General features: G+C 52.2%; 14 protein-coding genes. All 14 read left to right on the top strand.

The features are described from left to right. Positions 1–14: 14 nt before the first annotated feature. The 14 genes from fliF to flhB all read left to right on the top strand — a co-directional run bounded on the left by fliF (position 15) and on the right by flhB (position 12,595). Positions 15–1,688 carry a flagellar basal-body MS-ring/collar protein FliF gene (gene fliF / locus ACK3CJ_RS19200; protein WP_409523805.1) on the top strand — a complete coding sequence of 558 codons (1,674 nt, stop codon included), beginning with the start codon at positions 15–17 and terminating at the stop codon, positions 1,686–1,688. Then, on the top strand, positions 1,681–2,673 hold the full coding sequence (gene fliG / locus ACK3CJ_RS19195) for a flagellar motor switch protein FliG (protein ID WP_409523804.1): 993 nt from the start codon (positions 1,681–1,683) through the stop codon (positions 2,671–2,673). The genes fliF and fliG overlap by 8 nt, the downstream gene beginning before the upstream one ends. A 7-nt stretch (positions 2,674–2,680) precedes the next feature. Continuing rightward, positions 2,681–3,415, top strand: a complete 735-nt coding sequence (locus ACK3CJ_RS19190) for a flagellar assembly protein FliH (RefSeq protein WP_409523803.1) — start codon at positions 2,681–2,683, stop codon at positions 3,413–3,415. 10 nt (positions 3,416–3,425) lie between these two features. Beyond that, on the top strand, positions 3,426–4,787 hold the full coding sequence (fliI, locus tag ACK3CJ_RS19185; RefSeq protein ID WP_409523802.1) for a flagellar protein export ATPase FliI: 1,362 nt from the start codon (positions 3,426–3,428) through the stop codon (positions 4,785–4,787). 9 nt (positions 4,788–4,796) lie between these two features. Continuing rightward, positions 4,797–5,243, top strand: a complete 447-nt coding sequence (gene fliJ, locus ACK3CJ_RS19180; protein ID WP_409523801.1) for a flagellar export protein FliJ — start codon at positions 4,797–4,799, stop codon at positions 5,241–5,243. A 98-nt stretch (positions 5,244–5,341) separates the two neighbouring features. After that, on the top strand, positions 5,342–7,165 hold the full coding sequence (locus ACK3CJ_RS19175) for a flagellar hook-length control protein FliK (protein ID WP_409523800.1): 1,824 nt from the start codon (positions 5,342–5,344) through the stop codon (positions 7,163–7,165). 81 nt (positions 7,166–7,246) lie between these two features. After that, on the top strand, positions 7,247–7,750 hold the full coding sequence (locus ACK3CJ_RS19170; RefSeq protein WP_409523799.1) for a flagellar basal body-associated FliL family protein: 504 nt from the start codon (positions 7,247–7,249) through the stop codon (positions 7,748–7,750). Positions 7,751–7,762: 12 nt separating this feature from the next. Then, positions 7,763–8,743 carry a flagellar motor switch protein FliM gene (fliM, locus tag ACK3CJ_RS19165; RefSeq protein ID WP_409523798.1) on the top strand — a complete coding sequence of 327 codons (981 nt, stop codon included), beginning with the start codon at positions 7,763–7,765 and terminating at the stop codon, positions 8,741–8,743. Positions 8,744–8,770: 27 nt separating this feature from the next. Further along, complete coding sequence (gene fliN, locus ACK3CJ_RS19160; RefSeq protein WP_409523797.1) at positions 8,771–9,214, top strand: flagellar motor switch protein FliN; 444 nt, start codon at positions 8,771–8,773, stop codon at positions 9,212–9,214. Further along, positions 9,214–9,645, top strand: a complete 432-nt coding sequence (fliO, locus tag ACK3CJ_RS19155; RefSeq protein ID WP_409523796.1) for a flagellar biosynthetic protein FliO — start codon at positions 9,214–9,216, stop codon at positions 9,643–9,645. The genes fliN and fliO overlap by 1 nt, the downstream gene beginning before the upstream one ends. After that, positions 9,642–10,382 carry a flagellar type III secretion system pore protein FliP gene (gene fliP, locus ACK3CJ_RS19150; protein WP_409523795.1) on the top strand — a complete coding sequence of 247 codons (741 nt, stop codon included), beginning with the start codon at positions 9,642–9,644 and terminating at the stop codon, positions 10,380–10,382. The genes fliO and fliP overlap by 4 nt, the downstream gene beginning before the upstream one ends. Before the next feature lie 12 nt (positions 10,383–10,394). Continuing rightward, on the top strand, positions 10,395–10,664 hold the full coding sequence (fliQ, locus tag ACK3CJ_RS19145; protein ID WP_409523794.1) for a flagellar biosynthesis protein FliQ: 270 nt from the start codon (positions 10,395–10,397) through the stop codon (positions 10,662–10,664). Between the two features lie 4 nt (positions 10,665–10,668). Then, a complete protein-coding gene (fliR, locus tag ACK3CJ_RS19140) occupies positions 10,669–11,448 on the top strand; it encodes a flagellar biosynthetic protein FliR (RefSeq protein WP_409523793.1) in 780 nt (259 codons plus the stop codon). A gap of 4 nt (positions 11,449–11,452) precedes the next feature. Next, complete coding sequence (flhB, locus tag ACK3CJ_RS19135; protein WP_409523792.1) at positions 11,453–12,595, top strand: flagellar biosynthesis protein FlhB; 1,143 nt, start codon at positions 11,453–11,455, stop codon at positions 12,593–12,595. The last annotated feature ends 39 nt before the right edge of the window (positions 12,596–12,634 follow it).

Below are 12,634 nucleotides of genomic sequence, written 5' to 3'. Positions count from 1 at the left end.
TGGGCTTAAGATAAATGGAAAACGCGTCAGGGCAATTGGGTAACAGAGGTGGAATACTGGCAGGCTTTAATAGCCTTGGTATTTTGCGTCAGCTGGGTTTGATGGTAGGGCTTGCCGCCAGTGTTGCTATTGGCTTTTCGGTGGTGCTCTGGTCTCAGCAGCCTGATTATCGCGTGCTTTTTTCCAATATGGAGTTCGCTGATGCGAACCAGGTCATTGATCAGCTCCAGCTTTATCAGGTGCCATATAAGTTTGATACCAGCACCCGGGCAATACTGGTTCCAGAATCACATGTTCATACTGCACGATTGCGTCTTGCGGCAGAGGGAATAACTGCCGATAAAACTGTTGGTTTTGAACTGCTGGATCGTGAACAAGGCCTGGGTACCAGTCAGTTTATGGAAACCGCTCGCTATCGTCGGGGACTTGAAGGTGAGTTGGCGCGCACTATCAGCAGTATGAACACAGTGCGTAGCGCCCGTGTTCACCTCGCCATTCCCAAGGATACCGTTTTCATTCGTGATCAGCGCAAGCCCAGGGCCTCGGTCTTTCTCGACCTTTTCTCCGGTCGTCAGCTTGAGCGTGATCAGGTTGCGGCGATAGCTAATCTGATTGCTTCCAGCATACCCGAGCTTGATGTTCAGGATGTCACGGTGGTTGATCAACGCGGGCGCCTGCTCAATACCCGTGATGCAGATGTTGATGTCGTACTGGCAGCTAAACAATTGGAATATACACGTCAGGTTGAAGATACACTGGTTAATCGCGTCAACAGTATTCTTCAGCCAGTGATCGGATTGGGGAATTTTCGTGCCGAAGTGTCGGCCGATATCGATTTTACACAAGTAGAGCAGGCGGATGAGCTGTATAACTCGGATCTTCCTTCGCTGCGCAGTGAACAGACGTTAGAAGAGCGGCGTGCAGCAGGTGCTCAGCCGGCAGGTGTTCCGGGTGCGTTGGCTAACCAGCCTCCAGGCGCTGCAACGGTCCCTGAAGTTGCTAATGGTGAAGGTGGTGTTGCACAGCAGGCGGTAAGCGGTACCAGTCGTAATCAGTCGACGCGTAATTTTGAGTTGGATCGTAGTGTCAGTTATACAAAGCATCAGATGGGGCGTGTCAATCGTTTGACAGTGGCTGTGGTCGTAGATGACCTGCCCAATATAGACCCAGAGACCGGCGCACGTACAAGAGCTGCCTGGACTGAAGCTGAGCTGGAGCGTTTGCGTCTGCTGGTGCAGAATGCCGTCGGATTTTCCGCAGTCCGGGGGGATAGTGTCGATGTTATCAACTCTCCTTTTATAGCGGATGAACCATATGAATATGATGAACCGGCATTCTGGGAGAGTGATTTCTTCTGGACCCTGGTGAAGCAGCTGATGGGGGCTATCTTCGTTCTGGTGCTGGTGCTGGGAGTATTGCGTCCTATACTCAAGAACATCACCGAAGCCGGGCAGCGCAAACCGTCAGGTGGCCTGGGGCCTGCCGGCGAAATCTCTGCTGAACTTGATCAGTTGGCTACGTCGGGTGTGGCTGATGACAGGGTGACTTTCAGTGGCACAGAAAGCGGTGTTTTGCCAACCCCGAACGAGAGCTTTGATTACCAGTTGAATGCTATTCGTAGTATGGTGGCTGAAGATCCTGCGCGCGTGGCGCAGGCGGTGAAGCAGTGGGTTGTGGAAAATGAGTGAGCTGAACAGTATTGAGAAGGCAGCGGTGCTGCTGATCAGTCTGGGAGAAAATGATGCCGCCGATATACTGAAACATCTGGGCCCGAAAGAGGTGCAGATGATTGGTGAGGCGATGTCGCGGCTGGATAATATTCCGCAATCCAAAGTTGAAGCTGTTATCAGTGATTTTCTTAATGTTGTCGGCGATCAGACGGGTATCGGCATCAACAACGATCGCTATATCCGCACCATGCTCAATCGTGCTCTGGGTGAAGAGAAGGCCAAGACGCTGATCGACCGTATTCTGTTCAGTACCAACACCTCGGGTCTTGACACATTGCGCTGGATGGATCCGCGCCAGGTTGCTGAGATCATCCGCTTTGAACACCCTCAGATACAGTCTGTCATCATCTCTTATCTTGAGTCGGATCAGGCTGCCAGTGTGCTGGGTTACTTTGATGATAAGGTCAGGCTCGATATCATGATGCGTATTGCCGCACTGGATCGAATTCAGCCACAGGCACTGCAGGAGCTGAATGATATGCTCGAAACCCAGTTCAGCGGTCCGCGTTCGACGCAGTTGACGCAGATTGGTGGTGTCAAGGCTGCTGCCAATATCATGAACTTCGTTGAGAGCAGTATTGAAGCTGAGCTGATGGAGAGTATCAAAGAGACGGATGAGTCGCTGGCCAGACAGATTCAGGATCTCATGTTCGTGTTTGATAACCTGATGGATGTCGATGACCGTGGTATTCAGGTTATTCTGCGTGAAGTTCAGACCGACCAGTTGGTGATTGCGCTGAAGGGTGCTGATACGGCATTGCAGGAGAAGGTATTCAAGAATATGTCTAAACGCGCGGCTGAGTTGCTGCGTGATGATCTGGAAGCCAAGGGGCCGGTAAGGGTCAGCGAGGTTGAGATGGCGCAGAAAGAGATTCTGTCAGTGGCGCGACGCTTGGCCGATGAGGGAGAGATCTCTCTGGGTGCCGGTGACGATATGATTTGATGTCCTCATGAAGCCGGAACAGAACCAACCCATCAGAATCCCCGCCTCCGAAGTGGGAGATATTGCACTCTGGAAACTGCCTGAAATGGTGGGTGGTTTCGAAACAAGAGCCCTGCACCGAGAGCAGGGGCCTGAGGTTGTCGTGGTTGATGAGGAGATCGTTGCTGAAAAGGTGACGCTTGCCGAGCTTGAAAAGATCCACGAAGAGGCTTATCAGGAAGGTCTGGGGATCGGCCAGAAGGATGGGCTGGAGCAGGGGAAAAAAGCAGGTTTTGAGCAGGGGCTGGAGCAGGGTATTGCTGCTGGCCAGGCGCAGATAAACGCTCGTCTGGAGCTGCTGGATTCACTGATTGAAAAGTTGCAGGCGCCTCTGGCAGGGCAAGAAGCAGCGTTGGAAGAAACGCTGGTGAAACTGTCACTCAATCTTGCCGAGAGCGTTGTCAGGGCAGAGCTGAAATCGCGCCGTGATCTTCTGGCAACCAGTGTGCATGAAGCACTGGCGCTGATTCCTCAGGACAGTGGCCCAGTAAAATTGTATCTTCATCCTGCCGATTGTGAGCGCTTCTCTGAACTCCCGGCTGTCGATAATTTGACACTGATAGATGATGCGGAACTGACAGAGGGCGGCTGCCGCGTTTCATCTTCATACACACATGTTGATTTTACCGTTGAGCAGCGTTTTGCCGAAGTGTCCAGTCAGTTGCTATTGCGTCTGACTGCTGCCAAAGCTGACTCTGAATAAGGGGTGGTGCATGTCTCTGGATGAGCGTTTGAATCGCTATGCCAGCCTTCATTTTGAAACCGCGCGCCCTCAGGTACGTGGTCAGATCACGCGTCTGATCGGTTTGACGCTTGAAGCGGTTGGGTTGCGCGTTGCGTTGGGTGATTACTGCCTTATTGAGGTTACGCCAACGCTCAGTGTAGAGGCTGAGGTGGTCGGCTTTTCCGGAGATCGTGTCTACCTTATGCCGCTGGATGCGGTTGATGGGCTGCAGCCTGGTGCTGTCGTCAGGCCGCAGGCGGGAGCCAGTATGGTGCCAGTCGGCTTTGGTCTACTCGGGCGTGTCCTCAATGGCATAGGTAAGCCGCTGGATGGTAAAGGGCCGCTGGATGCTGAAGACTACGTCCCGCTGGCGGGTGAAACGATCAATCCTCTGAAGCGTCATCCAATAGATACTCCGCTTGATGTCGGAATTCGTGCTATCAATGGATTGTTGACTGTAGGGTGCGGGCAGCGTCTGGGTCTGTTTGCCGGCAGTGGTGTCGGTAAGTCGGTACTGCTTGGCATGATGACTCGTTATACCGAAGCGGAAATTACCGTTGTCGGTCTGATCGGTGAACGTGGACGAGAGGTGCGGGAGTTCATTGATCATAGTCTTGGCCCTGAAGGGATGGCCAAATCGGTTGTTGTTGCCTCTCCGGCAGACGACTCACCCTTGATGAGGCTTCGTGCGGCGCAACTGGCAACCCGAATAGCCGAATATTTCAGAAGTCGTGGCAAGAAAGTGCTGTTGCTGATGGATTCCCTGACTCGTTATGCTCAGGCACAACGTGAGATAGCGCTGGCCATAGGTGAGCCACCAGCAACCAAGGGTTATCCGCCCTCTGTATTTGCGCGCCTTCCAAAGCTGGTCGAACGTGCCGGTAATGGCGAACATAATGCAGGCTCCATTACAGCCTTCTATACGGTTCTCACGGAAGGAGATGATCAGCAGGACCCGATTGCCGATGCGGCACGTGCCATTCTGGATGGGCATATAGTCCTGTCCCGATCTCTGGCTGAACAGGGGCATTACCCTGCTATTGATATTGAGGCGTCGATCAGCAGGGCGATGCCGCAAATCGTTGATCCCTCGCAGTACAATCTTGCCATGCAGTTCCGCCGCTACTACTCAAAATATCAGCAGAATGCCGATCTGGTGTCCGTGGGGGCTTATGCACGGGGGAGTGATCCACTGATGGATCGCGCCATTGAACTTCTACCCATGTTGAATGCCTATCTGCAACAGGGGATGCAGGAAGAGATGCTGTATCAGCGAAGTCTGCAGGAGTTGGCGATGGTACTGTCTCCACCGCCGACGAATGACAAAGCAGCTCCGAAAATGCGCCGATAGGGTGATTGTGTGAAAAAAAAACGCTCTCAACGTCTGAATGTTGTCCTGGATCTGGCCCGTCGCAAGCGTGAGATAGCTGATCGCTATATGGCTGAAAGCCGCCAGCGGGTTGTGCAGGGTGAACAGCAGAAAAAGCAGCTTGAGATCTATCTTCAGGAGTATCAGGAACAGTTTATCCTTGCCGGCCAGGCTGGGTTGACGGCAGTTGCGATGCAGACGCACAGCTTCTTTATCGCCAAGATTCAGGATGCCCTGCTTAAGCAGGAAGAGACTCTGAGGCAGGCCAGATATCAGCTGGAGCAGGTGACGGAGCACTGGCGGCAAGCCTACCGGCATTTTCAGGCGATCGAAAAACTGCAGGGTAAGGCACTTTCGGCAGAGCAGCAGTTGCAGGATAAGCGGTTGCAGAGCGAGATTGACGAGCGTTCTCAGTTGCAGCGTACTCGGGGGATTTAATAATCCCTGGTCATGTTCGCTGATTGTTTTAAGCGGTGGTGACTGGAACTGGCCCTGAAATTGCATTACTCCTGTAAATATTTATTCAGGAGAGATGCATGGCCGCGCAACTGACCGGTTTTATGTTATCCGGACCCACCTTATCACTCAGTCCATTATCGACAGGAGCCCCAGGGCAGTCGGGCGCGCAGCTCTCTGGTGGTCAGATGCAGGCTGGGGCTGGTTTTTCTCTCTGGCTCGGGCAGGCTCAGGCAGCGTCTGCTGGGGCAACGCTATCTACCACTACTTCTGCGGGAGGCGAAAACTTGCCGCAGGATGGCATGCAATTGCCGCCTTTTCCTGCAAAAAACGGCAAGGTTACGGGCATGGAAAGCAGTGCTGAAGGTGCTGGTGAAAATAGTCCGGTCACTCCGGGTTGGGTGATCAGCTCCGATAACCTGAAGCTTGACCTGGGTGAGACTGCCACCACTTCGGCTCAGGAATCCTCAGATTCCGAGGAGCTTGCTCAGCCTGATCTTGCTTCTCTCCTGGCGCTGCTCACTCCAGAGGAAGGTGAAGATGATCCTATGGGTAGCGAGCGTGATGCTCTCTCTGCTGCGCTGTCACGTCTGCTGGAATTGCTGAGTGATGAGCAGTGGCGGCCTGAAGGTGATGACACTCAAATCACGACTGATATGCCTGCCAGGGATGCGCTGGCAGAGTTGCTGGAGAAGTTGCGTGTGCTGCTTGATGGCTCAGAGGATGAGTCGAAGAGTGTTGATGCTGATCTGTTACAAGCGCTTTTCAAGGATCTTGATACGCGTGATCTGCAAAATGAGTTGAGTACAGAGCAGTTGGCCAGGATAGAGGTTGCACTGAAACAGTTGCAACAGGCTTTGCAGCAGGTGTTGCAGGCTCAGTCTGCGCAAACTGAGGCGTTGGTAGATGGCAATATGCTTGCTCGCGAAGCGTTGGAGAAAGTGCTTGAGTTGCTGGCTGAACGATTGGCAGCGATGAAGCCGCAGGAGGGGGGGCAAGTTGCCACAAGCGCTTCAACTGGTGCTGAGGTGCAGGTCGATCGTCTGCAGGAGACTCTGGCTCAGACACAGGTAAAGAGTGGTGCAGATGCCGCTAAGGTGGATGTTGTGCCTGTCGCCCCTCAGGGGGCTCAGCCAGACAAAAAAAATGCTGAAGTGGATTCCAGATCTCAGACCGCTGGAGTCAGTCGTACACCCGAGTCTTTACAGTCATCTTCATCGCCACCACCCTTACATGAGCGCCAGGCTCCGCTTCCGGCCGGATCTGAGCAGCGCAGCGGTGACAGGGCGGCTATCCCCTTTGTTGATCAGACTATTCCTCAAGATCGAAATGTTGATCAGCGGTCTGTTGGTGAAATGCTGAAGCAAAGTGATGCACCTCAGCAGCAACCTGTCAGGATGGAATCGGGGCTGGCGTCAACACCGGCTCAGAGTGTTGTGGCGGCCAACAGCGTGCCCGCAGATGCAACCACTGCAGCCAAACAGGCTGCGCTGGCGCAGCAGTTGCAAAATCCAGCTTGGGCACGGGCGTTGGGCGAGCGAGCCATCATGATGACTCAGCAGGGGCCCAGATTTGCCGAGATCCGATTGGACCCCCCTGAACTGGGTGCATTGAAAATCAGGGTGAATCTGTTGCCCGGTGATCAGGTGAGTCTCAGTTTCAACTCTCCTAATCCTGCTGTTCGGGATGCGTTGGAGCAGAATATGCCAAGGCTCAAAGAGATGTTTGCTGAACAAGGGCTCAATCTGATGGATTCATCTGTGTCAGATGAAGCTCAGGAAGAAAAATCGCGGCAGAGTGCGCAGCGTTCAGGAGACTACCGCAGTGGTGAAGAGGGTGATGATGACCTTGTTCCAGACGGACAAACGGGTCGTCGATTGGGCCTCGTAGACTATTATGCGTAAACAGGATGCTTCAGCCTGAAAATCAGTGTGTTATATTAGCCTCATAATTGGGATGTTTCTTTAGCGGTATTGAGGTTGAGCATGGCGGACGAGAGCGAGCAGGAAGAGGGTGTTGTAGCGCCGAAGTCAAAAAAAAAGCTGTTTATCATTCTGGGTGGAGTATTGCTGCTGGTCATATTGGCTGGCGGTGGAGCTGCTGCCTACTTCTTTCTTCTTGCTGATAAAGAACCTGCAGAGCCTGTTCGGCAGGAGGCAATCTATACAAAAGTTCGCACCCTCGAAGGTCGTCCTTCGTTTGTGGCATCCCTGCAGGCCGAGGGCGGCAGTCGCCACTTCATGCAGGTATACGTTGAGGCGAAAAGTCGTAATCAGGTGGTGGCGGATGCGCTTGACGCACATATGCCACTTATTGTGGCACGCCTTAATGCGCTTTTCACTACTCAATCCGTTCAGCGGTTACGTACTGTGGAGGGGAAGCGAGCTCTGCAAGAGGAGGCGACAGCATTGGTGCAGCAGATAATGACGGAGAAGGTCGGTGAACCAGGGATTGAGACACTGCTCTTCACCGATTTTGTAATGCAGTAGCGGAGCGCACGTATGTCAGTCAAGGATCTGCTCTCGCAGGATGAGATCGATGCGCTGTTGCATGGCGTCGATGATGGCGATGTAGAAACCGATGATGCTGAGGTCGACGATGGCAGTGGCGTAAGGCTTTATGACCTCGCCAGCCAGGAACGAATCGTTCGTGGGCGTATGCCCACACTCGAGATGGTTAACGAACGCTTTGCTCGACAGGCGCGTGTCACTCTTTTCAATCTGCTACGCCGTACGGCCGATGTGACCGTAGGCGGAGTGCAGGTGATGAAGTATGGCGACTACATTCATACACTCTACGTCCCCACCAGCATGACGCTGATGCGCGTGCATCCCTGGCGCGGAACGGCATTGCTGATCATGGATGCCAAGTTGGTATTCAAGTTGGTGGATCAGTTTTTCGGCGGTGATGGTCGCCATGCAAAAATCGAGGGGCGAGACTTCACGCCCACGGAAACCCGTTTAGTATATAAAACTGTCCACCAGCTCTTTGGCGATCTGGTGGACGCCTGGCGTCCGGTCACTAATGTGCGCTTCGAGCAGGTCGGGCACGAGTTGAATCCGGCGATGGCGAATGTGGTCAATCCCAGTGAGGTAGTCGTTGTCAGTACCTTTCAGGTAGATCTTGAAGGAGGGAGCGGCGAGTTCCATGTCACATTACCCTATTCCATGATTGAACCGATTCGTGATCAACTGATGTCATCCTTTCAGAGCAGTGAAACTGAAAAGGATGATCGCTGGCTGACCTCTTTGCGCCGTGACATCATGCTGGCAGACCTTGATCTTGAATTGGTGGTGGCGGAAAAAGAGATGACACTTCGGGATGTCATGGAGTTCGAGGTGGGTGATGTGATCCCGATCGAAATTCCCGAAATGCTTATGCTGAAGGCAAATAATGTCCCGATGTTTACCTGCCAACTTGGTACTTCGCGTGGTAATCTTGCAGTAAAGGTGATCGAGCCTGTTAAACGGGTTGAAGAGTAAACACTGATGGTGCGGAGATAGCGGATTGTGAGTGACGAGAATAACGATGTAGATCAGCAAGCACTTGCAGATGAGTGGGCTGCGGCTATGGAAGAGCAGACTGGCCCAGGTGAAGATGTTGATATCGATGCTTTGGCAGATGCTGTTGGTCAGGGGCAGGCAAAGGCTGTTCAGTTGGATGAGCTGAGTGATGAATCCGCTCCAGTGTCTGATGGTAAGCTGGATGTTATTCTGGATATTCCGGTAACGCTGACTGTCGAAGTGGGCGGTACCGATATTGCGATACGCAACCTGCTTCAGTTGAGTCAGGGTTCGGTTGTTGAGCTGGATCGTGTTGCAGGTGAGCCGCTTGACGTGAGAGTGAATGGTACGTTGATTGCCAGTGGTGAGGTTGTTGTCGTCAATGACCGTTATGGTATTCGACTGACTGATGTCATCAGCCCGCAAGAGCGAATTCGGCGTTTGAAATAGTGACTACTTCTTTTATGTATCGCTTGATTCTTTCAGGTTTTTTCTGCCTGCCTTTAACAGTGGCAGCGGAAGCGACTGCACCTGTGATGCGCATGGCAGAGCCCATTTCAATAGGGTCAATCCTGCAGATGCTGTTTGGTCTGGTGCTGGTGTTAGTGGTCATATTTGGGTTGGGCTGGCTGTTACGGCGAGTGTCGGTCCTTCCCGGCCAGCACCCTAAGCTTAAAATAGTGGCATCACTGGCGTTGAGTAACCGCGAGCGTGTTGTGTTGGTGCAGGTGGGCGAAGAGCAGGTGTTGGTTGGTGTAGCACAAGGGCAGGTCAGTCTCATAAAGTCTTTTGATGAGCCAGTGATCGAGCCGGTTGTGAGAAGCTCTTCGGAGTTTTCTAAACGGTTGCAGCAAGCGTTGAAAAAAGGGCGAGCCTCATGAGGGCTTTGCTGCTCCTGTTGCTGTTGTTTAGCGTGCCAGCTGTAGCGCAGACATTTGATACAGGGATTCCGGCGGTTACGATGACTGTCGATGAGAATGGGGAGACCAGCTATGGTGTAACCATCCAGATCCTTGCGTTGATGACATTGCTGACATTCCTGCCAGCCATGTTGTTGATGATGACCTCTTTTACCCGAATTGTCATAGTGTTTGCCATGCTTCGTCAGGCTCTGGGTCTACAGCAGACGCCATCAAATCAGGTTGTGATTGGTCTGTCACTTTTTCTGACGCTATTTATAATGACACCTGTGCTGGATCAGGTGAATGAGCGAGCGCTGCAGCCCTATATTGCAGAAGAGATCACGCCAATGGAGGCGATTACCGAAGCTGGGGCTCCCTTTCATGCCTTCATGATTCGTAATACGCGTGAAAGTGATCTCAACCTGTTTATGCGCATTTCGGATACGCCGATGGTTGAAACGCCACAAGAGGTGCCTTTTACGGTACTTATACCTGCTTTTGTGACAAGTGAGCTGAAGACGGCGTTTCAGATAGGTTTCATGCTGTTCATACCCTTTCTGGTTATCGACCTGGTGGTGGCGAGTGTCTTGATGGCCATGGGTATGATGATGTTGTCGCCGATTATCGTATCCCTGCCATTCAAGGTGATGCTCTTTGTGCTGGTGGATGGTTGGGCAATGGTTGTCGGAACGTTGGCCGCCAGTTTTGGTGTCTAGAGGGGAGGTTGAATGACAATAGAGACAACGCTTGACCTCTATGGCCATGCCTTCTGGCTGGTTATTATTATTGTTGTGGTGATAGTGGGGCCTGCGTTGGTTGTGGGGCTGGCGATCTCTGTTTTTCAGGCAGCCACGCAAATCAACGAACAGACATTGAGCTTTCTGCCACGCCTTGTCGTGACGCTTCTGGCGGTGATGTATGCCGGTCCCTGGATTGTCATGCAGATTATGGATCTCTTTCAGTTCTTCTTCCTGAACATCCCAAGACTGATCGGGTAGCGGGATGTTTGTATCCATTGCCGAGATTGAACAGATGGTGGCTAGCTTTCTGTGGCCTCTGTTCCGTATCGGATCCTTTTTTATGGCAATCCCCATTATAGGGACTCAGTTGGTACCTCAGCGGGTACGTCTGGGCCTGGCTATTGCTGTGACGGTGGTGCTGATGCCCGTGCTGCCAGAGATGCCCCGATTCGAAGGGTTGTCTCTTGCAACCTGGATAGTGATAGCTCAGCAGATCATCATAGGCACAATATTCGGCTTTACATTACACTTGCTGTTTCAGTCATTTGTTGCCGGTGCGCAGATCATTGCGATGCAATCAGGGTTGGGCTTTTCGCAGATGAGTGACCCTGCCAATGGGATCAGTATTGTGGTGGTGGCGCAGTTCTATCTGATGATGAGTACTCTGCTGTTTCTGTTGATGAATGGGCACCTGGTTATGATCGAGATACTGGTGCGAAGCTTTTTCGTGATCCCGGTTGGTGAAAGTGGTGTCAGTTCTGATATTTTCATGCGAGTGGTGCTGTCATTAAGCTGGCTTTTTACTGGCGCGCTGGTAATGGCTCTGCCGGCATCCATGGCGTTATTGACAATCAACCTGGCGTTTGGTGTGATGACCAAAGCAGCCCCCCAGTTGAATATTTTTGCCCTCGGCTTCCCGTTTGCTATGCTGATGGGGTTGTTGTTTCACTGGTTTAATATTCCCATCTTCTATGAGCACTATGTGCGCATGAGTGACTTCGTACTCGACTTCATTGCCGGGTTTCTGAATGGTGGAGCTTAGCTGAATGGCTGAAGAATCCGGTCAGGAGAAATCACAAGACCCTACGTCGAAGCGTCTTCAGGAAGCGCGTGACAAGGGGGATATTCCTCGCTCGCGTGAGTTGAATACTTTTGCGCTGCTGATGACGGCCGCAATCTCGGCTCTGCTTTTCGGAAGCATGCTGGCCAGTGCGCTGATGGAAATGATGAAGTATAACTTTACACTCCGTCATGACGAGATCTGGGATACCTCTTACATGATCAAGCATTTGTTTGAATCCATGTTCATGTCATTTTTCAGCCTCTGGGGCTTTTATCTACTGGTATTCATGGTCTCGCTGCTGACCCCGATGTTCATGGGAGGGTGGAACTTCAGTACCGATGCGTTGCAACCTAAGGGTAGTCGTCTTGATCCTATTGCGGGCATCAAGAGAATGTTCTCAGGTAATGCGCTGGTTGAGCTGGTCAAGGCGATAGGTAAGGTGCTGATTGTAGGTTCGGTAGCAGTAATTGTGCTGCTGGGTGTCAGGCATGAGTTGGTGTCTCTGATCAGTGAGCCGGTTGAACCAGCAACGGTACATGCCGTGACGATCCTGAGATGGATCTTTCTGGCACTGGCTGCATCCATACTGATCATTGTGTTGATGGATGTGCCGTGGCAGCACTACAGCTATAACAAAAAGCTGAAAATGACGATGCAGGAGGTCAAGGACGAGCATAAGAACACTGAAGGTAAGCCAGAGATCAAGCGGCGTATACGTCAGTTACAGTTCGAGGTCTCTCAGCGCAAAATGATGTCGGAAGTGCCCACAGCCGACGTTGTGATAACCAACCCAACTCACTATGCGGTTGCAATACGCTATGATCAGTCGTCCAGTGATGCGCCGATTGTGATTGCCAAGGGGGCGGATTTTGTTGCCCTCAAAATTCGCGAAATCGCGAAAGAGCATGATGTCCCGATTCTCTCCTCCCCTGCATTGGCGCGAGCACTGTTCTACGCAACGGAAATAAATGAAGAGGTACCTTCCGGTCTGTATACCGCAGTCGCACAGGTGCTTGCTTACGTTTTCCAGATGCGAACTTTCAAAATCGGTGCCGGAAAGCAACCTGTCCCACCACGTGAAACCGAGCTTAAGATTCCCGATGATCTGAAAGTGGATGAAGACTAGAATTGGCGTGATTCTTGCATTTAACCTGCTGATTGCATT

The organism is Nitrincola salilacus (genome assembly GCF_046271865.1).
GTDB classification, from domain to species: domain Bacteria; phylum Pseudomonadota; class Gammaproteobacteria; order Pseudomonadales; family Balneatricaceae; genus Nitrincola; species Nitrincola salilacus.
The sequence above is the reverse complement of the archived record's forward strand: the minus strand, read 5'-3'. Positions and strand labels throughout refer to the sequence as shown.

Excerpts from the sequence above, each read along its gene's own strand:
- fliF (WP_409523805.1), top strand. The coding sequence starts at position 15 with ATGGAAAACGCGTCAGGGCAATTGGGTAACAGAGGTGGAATACTGGCA.
- fliG (WP_409523804.1), top strand. The coding sequence starts at position 1,681 with ATGAGTGAGCTGAACAGTATTGAGAAGGCAGCGGTGCTGCTGATCAGT.
- ACK3CJ_RS19190 (WP_409523803.1), top strand. The coding sequence starts at position 2,681 with ATGAAGCCGGAACAGAACCAACCCATCAGAATCCCCGCCTCCGAAGTG.
- fliI (WP_409523802.1), top strand. The coding sequence starts at position 3,426 with ATGTCTCTGGATGAGCGTTTGAATCGCTATGCCAGCCTTCATTTTGAA.
- ACK3CJ_RS19175 (WP_409523800.1), top strand. The coding sequence starts at position 5,342 with ATGGCCGCGCAACTGACCGGTTTTATGTTATCCGGACCCACCTTATCA.
- ACK3CJ_RS19170 (WP_409523799.1), top strand. The coding sequence starts at position 7,247 with ATGGCGGACGAGAGCGAGCAGGAAGAGGGTGTTGTAGCGCCGAAGTCA.
- fliM (WP_409523798.1), top strand. The coding sequence starts at position 7,763 with ATGTCAGTCAAGGATCTGCTCTCGCAGGATGAGATCGATGCGCTGTTG.
- fliP (WP_409523795.1), top strand. The coding sequence starts at position 9,642 with ATGAGGGCTTTGCTGCTCCTGTTGCTGTTGTTTAGCGTGCCAGCTGTA.
- fliQ (WP_409523794.1), top strand. The coding sequence starts at position 10,395 with ATGACAATAGAGACAACGCTTGACCTCTATGGCCATGCCTTCTGGCTG.
- fliR (WP_409523793.1), top strand. The coding sequence starts at position 10,669 with ATGTTTGTATCCATTGCCGAGATTGAACAGATGGTGGCTAGCTTTCTG.
- flhB (WP_409523792.1), top strand. The coding sequence starts at position 11,453 with ATGGCTGAAGAATCCGGTCAGGAGAAATCACAAGACCCTACGTCGAAG.